The 15,931-nt window shown below is 68.3% G+C and carries 15 protein-coding genes and 1 tRNA gene; 13 read left to right on the top strand and 3 right to left on the bottom strand.

The window, feature by feature from the left end:
* Positions 1 to 279: 279 nt before the first annotated feature.
* The 6 genes from ABN028_RS22485 to ABN028_RS22465 all read left to right on the top strand — a co-directional run bounded on the left by ABN028_RS22485 (position 280) and on the right by ABN028_RS22465 (position 6,839).
* Complete coding sequence (locus ABN028_RS22485) at positions 280 to 1,443, top strand: LacI family DNA-binding transcriptional regulator (protein ID WP_349697986.1); 1,164 nt, start codon at positions 280 to 282, stop codon at positions 1,441 to 1,443.
* A gap of 169 nt (positions 1,444 to 1,612) precedes the next feature.
* A complete protein-coding gene (locus ABN028_RS35450; RefSeq protein ID WP_502879199.1) occupies positions 1,613 to 1,849 on the top strand; it encodes a LacI family DNA-binding transcriptional regulator in 237 nt (78 codons plus the stop codon).
* A 95-nt stretch (positions 1,850 to 1,944) separates the two neighbouring features.
* The gene (locus ABN028_RS22480) at positions 1,945 to 3,219 is read left to right on the top strand and encodes an ABC transporter substrate-binding protein (RefSeq protein ID WP_349697985.1); all 1,275 of its coding nucleotides are present in this window, start codon (positions 1,945 to 1,947) and stop codon (positions 3,217 to 3,219) included.
* A gap of 1 nt (position 3,220) precedes the next feature.
* Positions 3,221 to 4,177: a carbohydrate ABC transporter permease gene (locus ABN028_RS22475; protein WP_349328513.1), complete on the top strand. Its 957-nt coding sequence runs from the start codon at positions 3,221 to 3,223 to the stop codon at positions 4,175 to 4,177.
* Positions 4,174 to 5,055, top strand: a complete 882-nt coding sequence (locus ABN028_RS22470; RefSeq protein ID WP_349697984.1) for a carbohydrate ABC transporter permease — start codon at positions 4,174 to 4,176, stop codon at positions 5,053 to 5,055. The genes ABN028_RS22475 and ABN028_RS22470 overlap by 4 nt, the downstream gene beginning before the upstream one ends.
* 221 nt (positions 5,056 to 5,276) lie before the next feature.
* Positions 5,277 to 6,839: a glycoside hydrolase family 32 protein gene (locus tag ABN028_RS22465; RefSeq protein ID WP_349697983.1), complete on the top strand. Its 1,563-nt coding sequence runs from the start codon at positions 5,277 to 5,279 to the stop codon at positions 6,837 to 6,839.
* Positions 6,840 to 7,298: 459 nt separating this feature from the next.
* Here the strand turns inward: ABN028_RS22465 and ABN028_RS22460 are convergent.
* Positions 7,299 to 7,383, bottom strand: a tRNA-Leu gene (locus ABN028_RS22460).
* A 158-nt stretch (positions 7,384 to 7,541) separates the two neighbouring features.
* Here ABN028_RS22460 and ABN028_RS22455 point away from each other — a divergent pair.
* Positions 7,542 to 8,897 carry a M20/M25/M40 family metallo-hydrolase gene (locus ABN028_RS22455; protein ID WP_349697982.1) on the top strand — a complete coding sequence of 452 codons (1,356 nt, stop codon included), beginning with the start codon at positions 7,542 to 7,544 and terminating at the stop codon, positions 8,895 to 8,897.
* Positions 8,898 to 8,949: 52 nt separating this feature from the next.
* Here the strand turns inward: ABN028_RS22455 and ABN028_RS22450 are convergent, their stop codons facing one another.
* Together ABN028_RS22450 and ABN028_RS22445 are read right to left on the bottom strand one after the other, a co-directional pair.
* The gene (locus ABN028_RS22450) at positions 8,950 to 9,159 is read right to left on the bottom strand and encodes a DUF5703 family protein (protein ID WP_349328518.1); all 210 of its coding nucleotides are present in this window, start codon (positions 9,157 to 9,159) and stop codon (positions 8,950 to 8,952) included.
* A 91-nt stretch (positions 9,160 to 9,250) separates the two neighbouring features.
* The gene (locus ABN028_RS22445; protein ID WP_349328519.1) at positions 9,251 to 10,234 is read right to left on the bottom strand and encodes an aldo/keto reductase; all 984 of its coding nucleotides are present in this window, start codon (positions 10,232 to 10,234) and stop codon (positions 9,251 to 9,253) included.
* A gap of 214 nt (positions 10,235 to 10,448) precedes the next feature.
* Between ABN028_RS22445 and ABN028_RS22440 the strand changes: the two genes are divergently transcribed.
* From ABN028_RS22440 to mshC, 6 genes are all read left to right on the top strand, one after another.
* A complete protein-coding gene (locus ABN028_RS22440; protein ID WP_349697981.1) occupies positions 10,449 to 11,501 on the top strand; it encodes an LLM class F420-dependent oxidoreductase in 1,053 nt (350 codons plus the stop codon).
* A 4-nt stretch (positions 11,502 to 11,505) separates the two neighbouring features.
* Positions 11,506 to 12,351 (top strand): undecaprenyl-diphosphate phosphatase, encoded by an 846-nt coding sequence (locus ABN028_RS22435; RefSeq protein WP_349328521.1) that lies wholly within the window; start codon positions 11,506 to 11,508, stop codon positions 12,349 to 12,351.
* 31 nt (positions 12,352 to 12,382) lie between these two features.
* On the top strand, positions 12,383 to 13,108 hold the full coding sequence (locus tag ABN028_RS22430; protein WP_349328522.1) for a histidine phosphatase family protein: 726 nt from the start codon (positions 12,383 to 12,385) through the stop codon (positions 13,106 to 13,108).
* Positions 13,109 to 13,207: 99 nt separating this feature from the next.
* Positions 13,208 to 13,780, top strand: coding sequence for a DUF3090 family protein (locus ABN028_RS22425; protein ID WP_349328523.1), 573 nt, complete (start codon positions 13,208 to 13,210; stop codon positions 13,778 to 13,780).
* A 28-nt stretch (positions 13,781 to 13,808) separates the two neighbouring features.
* Positions 13,809 to 14,609: an SCO1664 family protein gene (locus tag ABN028_RS22420; RefSeq protein WP_349328524.1), complete on the top strand. Its 801-nt coding sequence runs from the start codon at positions 13,809 to 13,811 to the stop codon at positions 14,607 to 14,609.
* Between the two features lie 34 nt (positions 14,610 to 14,643).
* The gene (gene mshC, locus ABN028_RS22415) at positions 14,644 to 15,870 is read left to right on the top strand and encodes a cysteine--1-D-myo-inosityl 2-amino-2-deoxy-alpha-D-glucopyranoside ligase (RefSeq protein WP_349697980.1); all 1,227 of its coding nucleotides are present in this window, start codon (positions 14,644 to 14,646) and stop codon (positions 15,868 to 15,870) included.
* Positions 15,871 to 15,931: the final 61 nt, after the last annotated feature.

Below are 15,931 nucleotides of genomic sequence, written 5' to 3'. Positions count from 1 at the left end.
CGAATGCGATCGCACCCACGAACCAAGAACGTCCCGATCACCGTCATGCAACACCAACGCCGCAGCAGGAGGATGAGCCATACCAGCATCCTCCCAGGAACAACCGTCCAATCATTAACGCCACGCCATACTAGCGAGTAGGCTACCTGAGCCTGGGCCGCGACTTCCCTCACCAGGTCAGCGCACCAGCGAAGAAGCCGCCGTGACGCAGCGGATCCGCGACATTAGACGCCCCCCGAGAGTCCTCCTCGGTTACGCCCACCGACAACGACGCCGAGAGTGACCATCGCTCAGGTTGCCAACTGCGCTGGGGGCGGGGTCTCGTACTCTTGCGGCGTGTCAATCGGAGAACGTCACCGACCGAAGGCGGGTAGACCGCGCCGGGTCGATGTCGCACGGCTGGCCGGCGTCTCGCCCGCGACCGTCTCTTTCGTGCTCAACCAGACAGCCGGGCAGACGATCAGCGACGAGACCCGACAACGGGTCTTGCAAGCGGTCGCCGAACTCAACTACCGCCCCAACAGGGCCGCGCAAGGGCTGCGCCAGGGACGCAGTGCGACCATCGGCTTCGTCAGTCACGACGTCGACTTCGGTGTGTTCGCCGCCTCTGCGATCAAGGGAGCGCACGAAGTGTCGATGCGCCAGGGGAACCTGCTGCTCCTGGTGAACACCGGCGGCTCGAACCGTCAGGCGGCACAACTGATCGTCGACCTGCTCGACAGGCAGGTCGACGCCCTGATCTTCGCCGCGAGTGGCACCAGGTCGGTGGTGCTCCCGGACGCCGCCCGCCGGGTTCCGACCATCCTGCTGAACTGCTTCGCCCCGCACGACCCTGCGCCGGCGATCCTGCCCGACGAGGCGCGCGGCGGGCGGGAGGCCACCCAGGCGCTACTCGACCTCGAGCACCGGGACATCGCCTACCTCACCGGTACCGCCAGCATGTGGGCCACCAAAGCCCGGCTGCGCGGGTTTCGCGAAGCACTGCGCGGCGCGGGCCTCAATCCGCGCGAGCACACCGTGCTGTCCGGCAACTACCACGCCGATTCCGGCTACGAGCTGGTGCGGAAACTGCTGCGGCGCGGCCCCCGTCCGACCGCGATCATGTGCGGCAACGACCGCATGGCCGTCGGCGCGCTTCTGGGTCTGTTGGAGTCGGGCATCCGGGTGCCCGAGGACGTGTCGGTGATGGGCTACGACGATCAGTTCCAGCTCGCGGCGGAGATCCGCCCGGCCCTGAGTACCGTGCTGCTGCCGTACGACTCGATGGGCCGCCTGGCGGCCGAGCAGCTGGCAGCTGGTGGGCCTGTTGTTCAGACCGGCCGCACCCTGGTGCACTGCCCGCTCCTGATGCGCGACTCCACGGCGGCCCCGGCCGGCGGGCGCTCGGGCCCGAGCCGGGCCGACCACGCCGACTCCGTGCGTTCAGCGGACACTCCCTCCTAACAACTTCTTGACGGGAGAATCAGGGACCGGCTAGCTTCAGCTGCTAACCCGAATTAGTACGTGCCGGAACTAGGTTCGAAACCGGCTCCGGCAAGCGGTTCCGGCAATGCCTGGACCGTGATGGCCGCAACCGGCGGCGCCCTGCGCAACACGTGCAGCGTGGAGGGAGGTGCATGAAGGTTCACCCATCGCTGACGTGGCCACGCGTGCCGCTGTCAGCAAGACGACTGTCTCGCGGGTGCTGAGCTGGCAACGGCGAGATCAACGAGAACACCCTCGAGAGAGTTTGCCACGCTATCGCTCGAGCTCATTGCCACACATCGCTCTCTTTTCTTGCTGGCCTCAAAGATACGAACCTCCCCACCGCGGTCCCAAGGAGTTGTCATGGATTCTTCTGCGTGCTTGAGCCCCACGCGTCGCAATGTTCTCGCAGGGGCTCTCGGCCTCGGGGCGACGGCGGCTCTCACGAGCTGCGGCCTGAGCTCGGGTAAGGACTCGAAGATGCTCACTGTCGCCTATTTCGGCGACCCCAAGTCGGCCGCCGGCCTCAGCAAGGCAGCGAACCCGTTCCGGAAGGCCAACCCTGGCGTGACGGTGAAGTTCGTCGGCACGACCGGCACCGACTGGAACGAGTTCTTCACAAAGCTTCTGGCCCAGATCGCAGCCGGCAACCCGCCGGACATCGTCAGCGTGGCCACCGAGGGAGTCCAGCTCTTCGCCTCGAAGAACCTGGCCGAGCCGCTCGACGAGTACGTCAAACGCGACAAGGGTGAGCTCCAGTCCTACTTCAGCGACGTGCACCCCAGTCTTGTCGAGGCGATGATGTACGAGGGAAGCCTCTACGAGCTTCCGACCGATTTCAACTGCGGCAACATGTACCTCAACACGTCGTTGCTGAAGCGGGCGGGCGTCGACTACCCGGCAGCGGACTGGACCATGGACGACTTCCATGGCATCGCGAAGAAGATTTCAACCGCCGCTCCGGGCGCGGTTGCCTTCAACTGGGTCGTCCGCCTCTGGGGCAGCTGGACCTCCTTTATGTACGCCAACGGCGGCAACCTGCTGACCGAGGGCAAGTACAGCGGCGGCGACTGGCTCTGGGACACGTTCTACGCCAATGACCCCGCGGCCCAGGGGCGTAGCGGCGGCTGGCAGTGGGGCGCCCCTACCGCCAACAGCGACGCCGTCGTGGAGTCCCTCGAGTACATGCTCCAGCTCAAGCGCGAAGGGCTGGCGCCCCAGCCCGATGCCGGCGGTGGCGGCACGCTCCAGGGGCTGTTCACCAACGACAAGATCGGCATGTCGATCGGTGGCGGCTTCTGGGCCGGGGGCCTGCACAACGCGGGCATGGGCATCGATGACTTCGACGTCCAACTCTTCCCCAAGTGGAAGACCCAGCGCCACCTGTTCGGCACCGGCGGATACGGCATGTTGCGCTCGTCGAAGAACAAGGACCTCGCTTGGGAGCTGATGAAGTCGATGGCGAGCGTCGACGGCATCAACATCCTCACCGCGGGCAACTCCACCACCCCGGCACGCAAGTCGATGATGACGGCCGACCGCTATGCGACTACCGGGCCCAAGCACTGGCCGGTCTTCTACGACACGCTGACCGACCTGCCCGACACGGCGCCGATCCCGGCCCCTCCGTACTACAACGAGATGGCCACGGCCCTGGTTTCCCGGACGACACAGGCCCTTGCCTCGGGCAACGTCAAGTCGGCCCTGGACGACCTGCAGCGCGACCTCGAGGGCGCCGCGGCCGCGGTTCAGTGACATGACGACCCCAACCACCGAAGCGCCGGCGCCGGCTCCGCCCGCCCGCAGAGACCCGAGCCCGTGGGCGGGCCGGCCGCAGCTCCAGGGGCGCGAGACCCTCTTCGGGTACGCGATGATCGCGGCGGCACTCGCCGTGATCATCATCTTCACCCTGGCGCCGATCGTCGCGTCGGTGCTGCTGTCCCTGATGAGCTGGGACGCGATCTCGCCACCGACGTTCGTCGGTCTGGAGAACTACGACCGGCTCCTCCACGATCAGGCCGTCCTCCGCTCGTTTTGGGTGACGATCAAGCTCGCGACGATCATCGTGGCGACACAGGTGGTCATCGGCCTCAGCCTCGCCCTGCTCGTCCAGCGGTTCCGCTCCACGTTCCTGAGGGGCCTGTTCCGCACCGCCTTCTTCCTGCCCCTGCTGGTGTCGGCGGCGTCGATCTCGATTGTGTTCACCTACCTGTTCAACGACAAGTTCGGCGTCGTCAACTACTACCTGGGCCTTGTCGGGCTGAGCGGTGTCTCGTGGCTGGGATCCGAAGCCGGCGCGACAGCGACCGTCATCATGGTCGCGGTCTGGCAGCAACTCGGTTTCGTCTTCATCCTCTTCATCGCCGCGCTCTCCACGATGCCGAAGGACGTCCTCGAGGCCGTGGCCATCGACGGCGCGGGGCCGATTCGCACCTTCTTCGCGGTGAAGCTGCCCCTGATCAGCCCGACCGTCTTCTTTGCGGCCGTAATCGGGCTGATCAACGCCTTGCAGCTGTTCGACCAGCCGTGGGTCATGACCAAGGGAGGGCCGGGCGACGCGACCAGGACGACAGTGATCATCATCTACCAGGCCGCGTTTCAGAATCTGCAGTTCGGCTACGGCTCGGCGATCTCCGTCGTGCTCTTCGTCCTACTCATGATCCTCACCTGGCTGCAGTTCGTGGCCGGGCGGAAGTGGGTGTTCTACTCATGACCAGCACTGTGTTGACCTCTAGAACCCGGATCGAGTCCGGGCTGCGTGCCCGCGTTGCCGCGCGCTCCGCCGGCCGGATCCTCGGTGTGCTCGTCCTTGTCGTCTCGGCCGTGCTCGTTGCCGTCCCGATCATCTGGGCGATCAGCACCTCGCTGCGCACGCCGGCGACCTCCTACGACCAGCCCCCGGCGTGGCTGCCGACGGATCCAGTGTGGTCGAACTACTCCGCGGTGTTCGAGGCGGTCCCGCTGCTGACGTTCTTCATCAACAGCATTGTCGTGACCGGCCTGATCGTGGTGCTCCAACTCATCACATCGACGATGAGCGGATATGCGTTCGCCATGGTGAGGTTCCGGGGAAGGAACGCGCTCTTCGCGATGGTCCTGGCCACGCTCATGGTGCCCGCCCAGACCACGATCATCCCCGTCTACATCATCATCAGCAGGCTGGGCCTGGTCGACTCACGGGCAGCCCTGGTGCTGCCCGTGATCGGCGGGGCCTTCGGCACGTTTCTCATGCGCCAGTACTTCCTGCAGATGCCGCGCGAGCTGGGCGAGGCAGCGCGGGTGGACGGCGCCGGGCAATTCCGGGTGTTCCTACAGATCTACGCCCGGCTCGCTCTGGCCCCTATGGCGACCTTGGCAGTCTTGAACTTCTCGGCGTACTGGAACGAGTTCTTCCGGCCGCTGATCTTCCTTCAGGACTCGTCCAACTTCACATTGCCGCTCGGCCTGGTCACGTTACAGGGCAACTTCGGCACGGGCAGCGTCTCGATTGTCCTCGCAGGCATCGTTCTCGCGCTGCTCCCGAGCGTCGCGGTGTTCCTGTTCACTCAGAAGTATCTCGTGGAAGGTGTGACTGTGGGGTCGTTCCGGTGACCGGCACCCACCGGCGCGTGGTGATGCCGCGGTCCGGTCCGCCATCGCGACAGTGGGCATCCTGACTGTCCTGACCGCGTGAAACTCACTGTGCACCGTCCCCGTCCTGGCACTCCTCCTCGCCCTCCAGCGCGCCCTGAAGGCCAGCATCGCCTCCGGGGCGTGAAGGGATGAGAAGCATCGCAATGACGTCGCACCCAGACCACCGCAGGAGACCCTCGTTGAGCCTCGAGCGATATCGGCCCGGCTTCCACTACAGCCCAGCACGCAACTGGCTGAACGACCCCAACGGCCTTGTCTGGTTCGACGGGGAGTACCACCTCTTCTACCAGTACAACCCGGACGGGACCGACTGGGGCAACATGTCATGGGGGCATGCGGTGAGCCCGGACCTGGTCAGCTGGGTCGAGCTGCCGGTCGCGATCCCGTGCACCGACAGCGAGCACGTGTTCTCCGGCAGCGTGGTCGTCGATCACCGGAACACCAGCGGCTTCGGTGTGGACGGCGCGCCTGCCATGGTGGCCATCTACACCGCCCACGATCCCGCCTCCGGGCGGCAGGCTCAGGCACTCGCGGTCAGCCACGATCGCGGTCGCAGCTGGAGCAGGTACGCCGGGAACCCCGTGCTCGACGTGCGATCGCCAGCCTTCCGCGATCCCAAGGTGTCTTGGTACGGGCCCGGTGGCTACTGGGTGATGGTGGTCGCGCAGGCGGACCAGCGAATCGCGCAGTTCTACGCATCGGACGACCTCCTGAACTGGCGTCATCTCAGTGACTTCGGGCCGGCAGGAGCCACTGCAGGTGTCTGGGAGTGTCCTGACCTGTTCCCACTCCCCGTTGAGGGTGAGGAGGACGAGACCGCGTGGGTGCTGGTGGTGAGTGTCGGTGACGGCGGCGTGGCAGGAGGATCCGGCGTGCAGTATTTCGTCGGTGACTTCGATGGCACGACCTTTGGTCTCGGGAAGGAAAGCCTCGTCGTGGGTGACGGCGCGGACGGCGTCGCGGCGGCGATGTGGCTGGATTTCGGTGCCGACTACTACGCGGCTGTTTCGTTCGGCGACACGCCAGATGGTGAGCGCGTCCTGATCGGCTGGATGAGCAATTGGGCCTACGCGGCAGTAACGCCGACCAAGGGCTTCCGCGGGGCCATGTCCTTTCCCCGTGTCCATCGGTTGGCGCGGGTCGCCGGCCGGCTACGGCTGGTGCAACAGCCAGCACCCGCACTCGAGACCCTCCGAGCCGATTTCTCCCACTACGGCCACCTGGAGCTCAACGGTGGTGAACACGAGCTTCAAGAGCACCACGACGGGGAGCATCTGGATATCTGCGCCAGCTTCACCCCCGGCACCGCCAAAAGATTCGGCATCCGGCTCCGGGGCGTGGAGGGTGAGGAGACCGAAGTCGGATACGACGCCTCGGATGGATCACTCTACGTCGACCGGACCCTGTCCGGGCAGACCGACCTCCACCCCGAGTTCCCCGGAGTGCACCGAGCACCACTCACTCTGCACGACGGCAGGGTGACCTTCCGGCTCCTGGTCGACGTGGCTTCGGTCGAAGTCTTCGGCGGCATCGGAGAGTCCGTCATCACCGATCAGATATTCCCGAATCCGGGCGGCCGCCGAGTCGATCTATTCGCCGAGGACGGCACCGTGTATGTCGAGGAGCTCTGCCTGATCTCCCTGAACACGGCGTCGGCTTGGCCGCACGGCTTCAACCTCCACGACACCGGCGTCCCGGACTCATCACCGATCCTGCGGCGAAGCTCACCCAGCGGGAACTGAGGTAGCGCGTGAGCACGGTGGCACTGACCGGTTCTGCGCGGGTCGAAGCGGTACCGCACCGGACCGCGACAGCCCAGCCCGACCGTCTAGCCCACGACGGTCCACTGATGCACCCGTGGTCGATGCCCCTGATTGCCCGCGCCCTGCTGCGGCTGGTCCTTAATGTCGCAGCCCGCAGGCAGGGGGCTCGGCAGAAACCTCCACCTGCTCGCCACCGCGCCGCCCCGGAAGCCGGTGCAGACCCGGCCGTGATAGCCGCCTGGACCCGCGAGATCCAAGCTCAGCGCGGCGCCACCGAAGCTGGGCTTAGCCAGGCAGCACGGCACAGCGAGCAGCGGCAACGGATGAGCCCGAGCGAGATCAAAACATCGTCGATGTGCTCGCCGGCATGATCAACGTCCTACGCGAAACAAACCGTGCTGGCGGAAGCCCAACCGGCACCTAGTAGCGTGATGGTCGTGTCCGAGGGGGGACTCGAACCCCCATACCCTTGCGGGCACTAGCACCTCAAGCTAGCGCGTCTACCAAATTCCGCCACCCGGACAAGGTCGCACCCACCTGCCGCGGTGCGCGGCGCTCACTGTAGCAAACTGTCCGGAAGGCACCGCACGACAGGAGGCCCTGCCATCGCTCCGCGGCTGGGAGCGAAGTCACCGGGCCCAACCGGCGATGTCGCCAGCCGTACGCGGCAGGATGTGACGTATGACCGACGAGCCGACAGTAACCCCGTCCGGCAAGAACCTCGGCCGCGGACCCGGCCCCGATGCCGAGGTCGTGCAACTCTGCCGCGACCTGATCCGCATCGACACCACGAACTTCGGCAACGACGATGGGCCGGGCGAGCGCAAGGCCGCCGAGTACGTCGCGGCCAAGGTCGCCGAGGCCGGCCTGGAGCCCGAGTTGTACGAATCCGAGCCGGGCCGTACCACTCTGGTCGCCCGCTGGGAGGGTGCCGACCCCACCGCGTCGCCGCTGCTGGTGCACGGCCACCTCGACGTGGTGCCGGCGATGGCGGCGGACTGGAGCGTGGACCCGTTCGCGGGGGAGATCCGCGACGGCTGCCTGTGGGGCCGGGGCGCGGTCGACATGAAGGACTTCGACGCGATGGTCCTGTCTGTACTGCGGGCGAGGGCGGGTACCAACCGGCCACCGCGTCGGCCGATCGTCCTGGCGTTCACGGCAGACGAGGAGGCCGGCGGCCACAAAGGCGCCCACTGGCTGGTCGAACACCACCCGCATCTCCTCGACGGATGTACCGAGGCGATCGGCGAGGTCGGCGGCTTCTCCCTGACGGTGCGCGACGATCTTCGTCTCTACCTGATCCAGACGGCCGAGAAGGGCATGGCCTGGATGCGCCTGCGGGCCAGGGGCACGGCCGGGCACGGGTCGATGCGTAACGACCACAACGCCGTGACCGAACTCGCCGAGGCGGTCGCCCGGATCGGTCGCCACGAGTTCCCGACCCGGATCACACCGAGCGCGCGGGCGTTTCTGAGTGAGATCTCGGACGCGCTCGGGATCGACCTCGACCCCGACACCGACGACGTCGAGGCGGCGCTGTCGCGGCTCGGCACCGTCGCGCGGATGATCGGCGCGACGCTCCGGAACACGGCCAACCCGACGATGCTCGACGCCGGGTACAAGGCCAACGTCATACCCGGAGAGGCCACGGCGACCGTCGACGGGAGGTTCGTACCCGGGGCGCAGGAGGAGTTCCTCAACACCATCGACGAGCTGATCGGCGACCACGTCACCCGGGAGATGATCAACTTCGACAGTGCGCCGGAGACAGAGTTCGCGGGCGCCCTGGTCGAGGCGATGAAGACCTCGCTCGCGGCGGAGGACCCGGCGGCACGCGCGGTGCCCTACCTCATGTCGGGCGGTACGGATGCCAAGGCGTGGGACCGGCTCGGCATCCGCTGCTTCGGTTTCGCGCCGCTACGGCTGCCGCCGGATCTCGACTTCGTCGGTATGTTCCACGGCGTGGACGAACGCGTCCCCACCGAGTCGCTGGAGTTCGGCGCGCGCGTCCTCGACCGGTTCCTCGACCTCGCCTGAGCCTGTCTCCGACCGGCGGCCGGACAGGCGCAGCGGCCGGACGCGCCACGGGTCAGGCGACTGCGGTCGCCCCCGTGGGCAGTGTCTTGTGGACCCTGATGATCCGGCGCCGGAGGGTGACGGTGCGCCGGCCGTCGGGATAGACCCGCACCCGTGCCAGCTCCCAGCCGCCGTACTCCGCGCGTTCAACAAGCAACTGCCGCACCACTCGTCGGGAGAGCGTGCGCGGCAGCTTCAGCTGATGCGTTTCGTACTCCGCCATCGCTCCATGGTGGCACGCGATTCGGACATGTGGCGGACCGACACCGGCACAGCCGGGTGGCAGCAGTCTGCGGCCACCGGTGCGGGAAGGTTCACCGCTCGGACATCGTCCGTTCGGGATAGCCGAGCGGTATCTCCGACACGTCGTCCAACGCGGCGACGATCTCCGTGGGGAGTTCGACGTCCTCCACGGTCAACGAGCCCCGCAGCTGGGCGGCCGTCCGTGCGCCGACCACGGGAGCGGTGACGCCAGGCCGGTCCCTGACCCACGCCAGAGCCACCTCGAGCGGCGCCAGTCCGAGCCCGTCGGCCGCCCGGCACACCGCGTCGACGACGCGGTGCCCGCGCTTGTCGAGGTAGACGCCGACGAAACGTTCGAAGTGCGGGGACGCGGCCCGGGAGTCCGCGGGCGTCCCGGTGCGGTACTTCCCGGTCAGCACCCCCCTGCCGAGCGGTGACCAGGGGAGGACGCCGAGGCCGAGCGCCCGCGCGGCGGGCAGGACCTCGCGTTCGATGCCCCGCTGGAGCAGGGAGTACTCCACCTGGGTCGATGCCAACGGTGAGCGCCCCGGCCAGGAGGTCTGGTGGCTCGCGGCGACACCGGTCTGCCACCCGGTGTAGTTGGACACCCCGACGTAGCGGACCCGCCCGCTGGAGACCGCGAAGTCCAGCGCGGCAAGTGTCTCCTCGAGCGGAACGGCCTCGCTCCACGCGTGGACCTGCCACAGGTCGATGGTGTCGACCTCGAGCCGCCGCAGCGAGCCGTCGAGCTCGTCGAGGAGGGTACGCCTGGAGGCGTCGACGAGCCGCTGGCCGGTGTGCTGGGAGACACCCGCCTTCGTCGCCAGGACCAGCTCCTCGCGCTGGACCAGGTCACCGATCAGGCTGCCGAGCACCCGTTCACTGTCGCCGTCGGCGTAGGTGGCCGCCGTGTCGACGAGTGTCCCGCCGGCCTCGACGAACGCCGTCAGCTGGTCGCGGGCCTCGTGCCGGTCGGTGTCGCGACCCCAGGTCATGGTGCCGAGCGCGAGCCGGGAGACCCTGAGGCCGGTCCGCCCGAGGTACCGCTGCTCCATCGACGATCCCCAATCAGTCCCCGACACGCCAGCCGCCCCGAGCCGGCGGGACCGTTCCGGCGGCAGTGCGTATGGGACATTAGTCGACCCGCACTGCCGGCGCGGCCCCTCGCCGTGACAAGTAGGCTCGCCGGACCGTGCCGCTCGCCAGGATCATGCAGCACGCGGAGAGCAGGATCCTGCGTACGTCCAACCGGACAAGGAGGGACCCTTCGTGCGTCTGGGACTGACCCTCAGCGCCTGGGACACGGCTGACCTGACGGCCAACCTGGCACTCGCGGAGGAGGCGGACCGGCTCGGCTACGCCGTCTGCTGGGCGGCCGAGGCCTACGGCTTCGACGCGGCGACGATCCTCGCCACCGTGGCGGCGCGCACGGCGCGGATGGACGTCGGCTCCGCGGTCTTCCAGATCCCGGCCCGCACTCCGGCGATGACCGCGATGACGGCCGTGACCCTCGACGCGCTGTCCCACGGCAGGTTCCGGCTGGGGCTGGGCGTCTCGGGTCCGCAGGTCTCCGAAGGGTGGTACGGCGTCCGGTTCGGAAAGCCCCTCCACCGCACGCGGGAGTACGTCGAGGTCGTCCGGACGGTCCTTGACCGGGAGCGGCTCGACCGGACCGGCGAGTACTTCACCCTGCCACTGCCGGATGGTCCGGGGAAGGCGCTGCGCCTGTCGGTCCGGCCGGTGCGTGACCGTATCCCGCTCTACCTCGCGGCCGTGGGCCCTGCCAATCTGGCGCTCGCCGGGGAGATCGCCGACGGGTGGCTGGGCGTTTTCGTCGCACCGGACCACCTTCCGGAGTCGTTGGCCCACATTCGTACGGGCCGGACCCGGGGCGGGCGCGACGACACCGAGCAGTTCGACGTCGCGGCCTGCGTACCAGCCGTCGTCGGCGACGACGTGGCAGCGTGCGCGGACCCGGTGCGCCACTACGCCGCGCTCTACCTCGGCGGCATGGGAAGCCGTGACAAGAACTTCTACAACGCCCTGGCCGTACGCATGGGTTACGAAAAGGAGGCGGCCCGGGTACAAGACCTGTACCTCGCCCGCCAGCATCGCGACGCGGCGGCCGCGGTACCGCTCGACTTCGTCGACGACACCTCACTCCTGGGTCCCGCCGAGCGGATCGCGGCGCGCCTCCGCCGCTACGCCGAGGCAGGTGTGAGCACACTGTCCGTCCTGCCGTTCGGCGCGACCGTCGAGCAGCGGATCACCACACTGCAGACGATGGCCGGCGCCCTGGTGGCGTCCGGCGTGGGGGAGTAAGAGCGTGGAACAGGTCCACACGGTCGGCTGGCTGGGCGCCCTGGTCTTCGGGCTCCTGCAGGGGCTGACTGAGTTCCTGCCGATCTCGTCGAGCGCGCACCTTCGGATCGCCGGCGCGTTGGTGCCCGGTTGGGGCGACCCAGGTGCGGCGTTCACGGCGGTGATCCAGCTCGGCACGGAGACCGCCGTCGTCGTCTACTTCCGCCGGGAGATCTGGGCGATCATCCGCACCTGGACCGTGGCGCTGTTCCAGCCGGCGCTGCGACGGCACCCCGACGCCCGGATGGGGTGGTACATCATCGTCGGCACGCTGCCGATCGGGATCATGGGCTATCTGTTCCAGGACACCATCGAGACGGCGTTGCGGTCCCTGGTCTACGTCGGGATCACGCTGATCGCGTTCGGCCTCATCCTCGGGATCGTCGACGCCAAGGCCGCCAACCGCAAGCCGCTGACCCGGCTGACGTTCCCGCAGGCCCTTCTCTTCGGGTGCGCACAGGCTCTGGCGCTGATCCCCGGCGTCTCCCGGTCCGGCGGCACGATCACGGCCGGGCTGCTCATGGGCTTCACCCGGGAGGCCGCGCTGAAATACTCCTTCCTGCTCGCGATCCCCGCGGTCTTCGCCTCCGGGTTCCTCGAGGTCCTCGACATCGGCGGCGAGACGGCGCCGGCGTGGGGTCCGACGATCCTGGCGACCGTGGTCAGCTTCGCGGTCGGCTACTTCGTGATCGCGTTCCTCATGCGCTACATCTCCACCCACGACTTCCGGCCGTTCGTGGTCTACCGCGCGCTGCTCGGCGCCGGGGTGCTCACCCTGCTGGCGTTCGGCGTCCTCATGCCGTACGGCTGATCGGCGCAGCGACCTCGTAGGCTCGGGAGTCATGGCCACGTTGTTCCTCGTCCGGCACGGACGCACCCAAGCCAACGCCGACGGTGTCCTCGCCGGCTGGACCGCCGGCGTCGGCCTCGACGACGTCGGACGCAAGCAGGCTGAGAATCTCGGCGGCCGGTTCGGGACGATCCCGGTGAGGGGACTCGTCACGAGCCCACTCGATCGCTGCCAACAGACCGCCGAAGCCGTGACCGCGCTGGACGGGCGCCCGGAGGCGGTCGTCGACGAGCGCCTGGGCGAGGTCCGCTACGGCGACTGGCAGGGGCAGCCGCTGAAGAAGTTGGCGAAGGACCCGCTGTGGAAGGTCGTCCAGCAGCACCCGAGTGGTGTGACGTTCCCGGGCGAGGGGGGCGAATCGCTGCGTTCGATGGCCGACCGCGCGGTGTCCGCGGTGCGGGAATGGGACGCCCGGATCGAAGCCGAGCACGGCCCCGACGCCATCTGGGTGGCGGTGAGCCACGGCGACGTGATCAAGGCGATCGTCGCCGATGCGTTGGGTGTCCATCTCGACCAGTTCCAGCGGATCGTGATCGATCCCTGTTCGGTCAGCGTCGTACGTTATGCGCCACTCCAGACCTTCGTCGTCCGCGTCAACGACACCGGAAGTGACCTTGCCGCACTGGTGCCTCCGCGTCGTCGCCGGCGTCGCTCCCGACGGGGGGCGGGCGACAGCGACGCGGCCGTCGGTGGTGGCGCGGGAAGTGGCGACGGCTGACGGGCGGACGCCTGCGATTTCGGGCAACGGCGTGGCCGCTGACTCGACTGCGTAGACCCTGAACACGGTCGACACACGAACCGCGTAGGGTTTCTAGGTATGGCCCGTGTCGTTCACCTTCACGACGCTCCTCATCGGTTCGTCGCCGGCACCGTCGGACAGCCCGGCCAACGGACCTTCTTCCTGCAGGCGCGTTCGGAGGACCTCCTCACCACCGTCGCGGTGGAGAAGGAACAGGTCACTGTCCTCGCCGAGCGCGTCGACGCGATGCTGGACGAGGTCCTGCGCCTCACCGGTGGCAGCGCCGTCATCCCGGCGGTCGCCCCGCAGGAGCTGTCTGATGACGAGCCGTTGGAGCAACCGATCGTCGAGGAGTTCCGGGTCGGCACCCTGCGTCTGGCCTGGGACAGCGAGCAGGAACGCGTCATCATCGAGGCGTACGAAGTGACCGAGGAGGAGGCCGACCCGCCACCCCCGGTCGACGAGGAGCCGGAGGCCGAAGGCCCCGAGACCCTTGTCGTACGCATCACCGGTGCGCAGGCTCGGGCCTTCGTCCAGCGGGCGATGGCCGTGGTGTCGCAGGGCCGGCCGCCGTGCCCGTTCTGCGGCAACCCGCTCGACCCCGAGGGCCATCTGTGCCCGCGGCTCAACGGTTTCCGGCGTTCGGCCTGAAACGCGGACCGGATCCGGACTGACCGACGTGGACCTCCTGCCAGAGAGCACCGACACCCTCCAGTTGCTTCGTCGTGGCCGGATCGAGGTCGAGGGTCGGCTGGTGTCGGCATCCAATGCGACGTTCTACTGCTCGATCAGCCTTGACGGCGTCACGGTCGCGGGGGTCTACAAACCGGTCCGTGGTGAGCGTCCCCTCTGGGATTTCGCCCACGGCAGCCTGGCGCGCCGCGAGGTGGCGACCTACCTCTTCTCGGCCGCCTCCGGCTGGGACCTCGTGCCACCCACCGTGCTGCGGGACGGGCCGTTCGGCGAGGGCATGTGCCAGCTGTGGATCGAGCACGACCCTGACCATGGCGTGGTCGACATCGTCCCCCGCGGAGCGGTCCCCGACGGCTGGAGGACGGTGCTGGAGGCGTACGACGGCGACGGCGACGAGGTACTCCTCATCCACGCCGACCACGACCAACTCCGGCGGATCGCGATCGTCGACACGATCGTCAACAACGCCGACCGCAAGGGCGGGCACGTCCTGCTGGCCGAGGACGGGCACGTGTTCGGAATCGACCACGGTCTGTGTTTCCACGAGGACGACAAGCTGCGGACGGTGCTGTGGGGGTGGGCGGGCGAGCCGCTGCCTCAGGCCGATCTCGACGTTCTCGAACGCCTCGGCTGCGAACTCGACGGGCAGGTGGGTCGCTCCCTGTCAGAGCTCCTGGAGGTCCACGAGATCGCCGCCCTTCGGGCCCGGCTGGCCCGGCTGCACCGGCAGGGTCGCCTGCCCCAGCCCGGCGACGGGTGGCCGTCCGTCCCGTGGCCGGTGTTCTGAGCCGACTTGGCAGCGACCGCTAGGCTCGGATCTCATGAAGGCCTGGGCCGCGCCGGAGGTGCGTCGACTACCTGGAGCGGGTCAGATTCCGCTCCTCCACGACCAGGGGAGCGGTGAGCGGCGGATCAGCGCCAGCGGCGACCGAGCGCGGATGTACGTCTGCGGCATCACGCCGTACGACTCCACCCACGTCGGTCACACCGCCACCTACATCGCGTTCGACCTGCTGGGGCGGGCGTGGCGCGACGCGGGCCTTACGGTCAGATACGTCCAGAACGTCACCGACATCGACGATCCCCTGCTCGAACGTGCGGAACAGACCGGCGAGGACTGGCGGGACCTGGCCGGTCGGCAGACGGACCTGTTCCGCGAGGACCTGACGGCACTCCGGGTGATCCCGCCGGCGGAGTTCGTCGGCGCGGTGGAGTCGATCCCTCTCGTGGCGGCCACCGTCGAACGGCTGCGGGACAGTGGAGTGGCCTACGACGTGGACGGAGACCTCTACTTCGAGGTGGGCACCGACCCGAGGTTCGGTCAGGTGTCGCACCTTTCGCGCGAGGAGATGCGTACGCTCTCGGCCGAGCGGGGTGGCGATCCGGATCGGCCCGGCAAGCGTGATCCTCTCGACTGTCTGCTCTGGCGCCACGAACGCCCGGGCGAACCGGCGTGGGACTCCGGTCTGGGCCGCGGGCGCCCGGGCTGGCACGTCGAATGCGCGGCCATCGCGCTGGAGCACCTGGGGACGGGCTTCGACGTCCAGGGCGGTGGCTCCGACCTGATCTTCCCGCACCATGAGATGTGCGCCTCTGAGGCCCAGGTGCTCACGGGCCGTGTGCCCTTCGCCCAGGTGTACGCCTACCAGGGCATGGTCGGGCTCGGCGGCGAGAAGATGTCGAAGTCCAAGGGAAACCTCGTGTTCTCGTCGCGGCTGCGGGCCGAAGGCGTCGACCCGATGGCGATCCGGCTCACCGTTCTGTCCCACCACTACCGCGACGACTGGGAGTGGACTCCCGAAGGACTCAGCGCGGCCGAGCAACGCCTCGACCGGTGGCGGACCGCGGTGGATCGGGCGAGCGGCGCCGACGCCGGCAAGGTGGTGGATGCGCTCCGCGAGGCGTTGGCGGCCGACCTTGACGCGCCGGCCGCTCTCGCCGTGGTCGACGCGTGGGCCGACGCCACCCTGGCCGACGCCGGCCCTGACACCGGGGCGCCGGATCTCGTCCGGGACGCTGTGGATGCCCTTCTGGGCGTGCGGCTCTGACCCGAGGCTCGCGAGCCGGCGGGACGGGCGTACCTGGGGTGGTGCGCGTAGAGGGCTGTGG

Origin of the sequence: Actinopolymorpha sp. B17G11 (genome assembly GCF_040196095.1) — a bacterium.
Taxonomy (GTDB): domain Bacteria; phylum Actinomycetota; class Actinomycetes; order Propionibacteriales; family Actinopolymorphaceae; genus Thermasporomyces.
Note: the sequence above shows the minus strand (reverse complement) of the source record. Positions and strands in the feature narration are given on the sequence as shown.